We start from the raw sequence: 2,423 nt of genomic DNA, 5'->3' as shown, positions 1-2,423 counted from the left end.
GTCGTAGTCCGCGTCGGCGAAGAACTCGCCGGCGGCGCCCGCGCCCGAGAGATCCAGACGACCGTAGCGAGAGACGTAGGCACCGCCGCCGCCCTCGATGCGGAGTCGCCGTCGAGGACGGACCTCGATGACCGGGTCGGGCGGCGGCGCGAGGGACAGCGAGGGGATGGTGCTCAGGTCCGGCGCGAACGCGATCGCGATCGACTCCCGGTCGGCGGGGACGACGAACGTGCGGGGCGGCGGCCCAAAGCCGGACAGCGGCTGGCGCTCGATGTCCGGCAGGCTGACCTCGATGGTGCCGCGGCTCTCGAACACGCGAGGGGTCAGGCTCGGGAGGTCGTTGGGCTGGGCGAACGCCAGGGCAGGGGCGAGCGCGACGATGGCGGCGAGAAATGCGCGCATGGCTCTAGGGGGCGTCGGGGTCCTGTCCGTCCTCGAGGTCCGAGCCGTCCTCGAGGTCGGGACGCTCCGCGCGGACGTCGTCGGCGGCGAGCGAATCGGGATAGAGCGTCAGGATGCGCCTCAGGCGGTCGTCGGCCTCGGTGGTGCGGCCGAGGTCGGTCAACACGTCGGCCTCGAGGGCGAGGGCGTCCGGCGCTCGGCCGACGTCGTCGGGGAACAGGGCGGGGAACCGGGACGCCTCGGTCAGCGCCAACTCGAGGTCGCCCGTTTGGTACAGCGCCTCCGCGAGCCGGAACTGCGCCTCGGAGGCTCGCGGGCTGGTCGGCACGCGCCCTCGGAACAGGCGCAACGCGCGGACGGCATCATCGGACCGTCCCGACGTCGAGTAGGCGCTCGCGAGTGCGAGCAGGGCGTCGGCCTCGAGGTCGGGCGTCGGCGAGCCGGCGAGCGTTTCCTCGAGGTAGACGATGGCGGTGGAGTCGTCGCCGGCGACGAGGGCCACCTGGGCGCGGGCGTAGCGGAGCCGCGTTTGAGCCTCGATGTCCCGGAGTCCGGCGTCGACCTCGGCGAACACGCGGTCGACCTCGCCGGCACGCCCCTGAGCCTCGAGAGACTCGACGATCCCGCTGAACGCGTCGACGCCCAGGGTGCTGGCGGGGTAGCGCTCGAGGACGCGTCGGTAGGCGGCCTCGGCGAGTCGGTAGTCGCCCTGGTTGGTCAGCACGTCGCCGATGCCGAGGAGGGCCGCGGGCGCCGCGTCGCTGGACGGCCGCTCCTGCAGGACGCGGTTGTAGGCCACGACGGCTAGGCTGTCCTCGCCTCGCGCCGATCGGACGGCGCCCTGTGCCAAGAGCGACTGCGCGAACAACTCGGACTGGGGATACTCGCGCAGGATGCGGTCGTAGGTCGCGAGCGCGTCTTCGCCGCGTCCTTCGCGTCCGAAGGCTTGGGCCGTCTGGTAGAGCGCGTAGTCGCCGCCTTCACGGGTCGGCGTGGCCTCAGGGACGCGGGCGTAGACCAGGCGGGCCTCTTGGTAGCGACCCAGGACAGAGTAGGCGTCGCCGAGCCGGAGGAGCGCGTCGGCGTAGTAGGGGACGAACTCGCCCGACCGCGTGTACGCCGACAGGAACCGCTCGAAGCCGGCTGCGGCTCGGGAGTAGTCGCGGCGGCGGAAGTGGGTCCACGCGAGCACGTAGCGGGCGGCGTCGGCCCGTCCGTGGTCTGGGAAGTCTCGCAAAAAGTCTTCCAGGATGGACTGGGCGCGGGCGTACTCGCGGGCCTGGAAGGCGCTCTCGCCCGCCCAGAACCGAGCCTCGCCCGCTCTCGGACCGTCCGGGTCGCTCACGGAGACGTCCAAGAGCGCCGGCGTGGCCTCGAGGTAGCGACCGCTCTGGAAGAGGGCGTAGGCATCCTGAAAGGCGACTTCGGCCCGCGTCCCGGCCGTGGCGGTCCCCAAGGTCTCCGCGAGCCGGAACGCGTCACGTGCTCGTTCGGAGTCGCCGTTTGCCGCGTAAGACTCGCCGAGCATTCGGGCGGCCTCGCCCGAGTAGGGACCTCGAGGGCTGGCATCGAGCAGCGCTTGAAGCGACTGAGCCGCGAGAGCGTACTGGCGTCGCTCGTAGCGCAGGACGCCGAGCTCGAGCAAGGCCGGGTCCGCGTAGCCGCCTCCCGGACGGCGCGTGGCAGCGGCCTCGAGGGCAGCCTCGGCCTGGCCCAGCAGCCCGGTCGCTTTGTAGGCGATGCCTTGGTAATACGCCGCTTCGTGAGCGATCGCGTCGTCCTCGCGTCGGTCGGCCAAGCCGGCTCGGGCGATCGAGAAGTAGTCAGCGGCCGTCGCGGGATCGCCGAGTTGGAGCGTGGCCCGTCCTCGAGCGAGGGCAGCGCGGCGGGCATAGCGGCTGTCGGACGAGACCTCGCCTAAGACCTGAGATGCGGCCCGGGCGTCTCCGAGCAGCAAGCGCGACTCGCCCGAGAAAAGGGCCGCCCGGTTGGCGTCCTCGCCCTCGAGGCCAGGCCGGCGC

The 2,423-nt window shown here is 72.1% G+C and carries 1 protein-coding gene and 1 pseudogene; both read right to left on the bottom strand.

The window, feature by feature from the left end:
* Window positions 1-402, bottom strand: a pseudogene (locus tag WBA11_RS16800) (hypothetical protein); the annotation flags it as partial.
* Between the two features lie 4 nt (window positions 403-406).
* Window positions 407-2,423: tetratricopeptide repeat protein (locus WBA11_RS16795; RefSeq protein ID WP_424521798.1), on the bottom strand; the 2,017-nt coding region annotated here is incomplete at its 5' end.

This window comes from Rubrivirga sp. (genome assembly GCF_049648075.1).
Taxonomy (GTDB): Bacteria; Bacteroidota; Rhodothermia; order Rhodothermales; family Rubricoccaceae; genus Rubrivirga.
The sequence above is the reverse complement of the archived record's forward strand: the minus strand, read 5'-3'. Positions and strand labels throughout refer to the sequence as shown.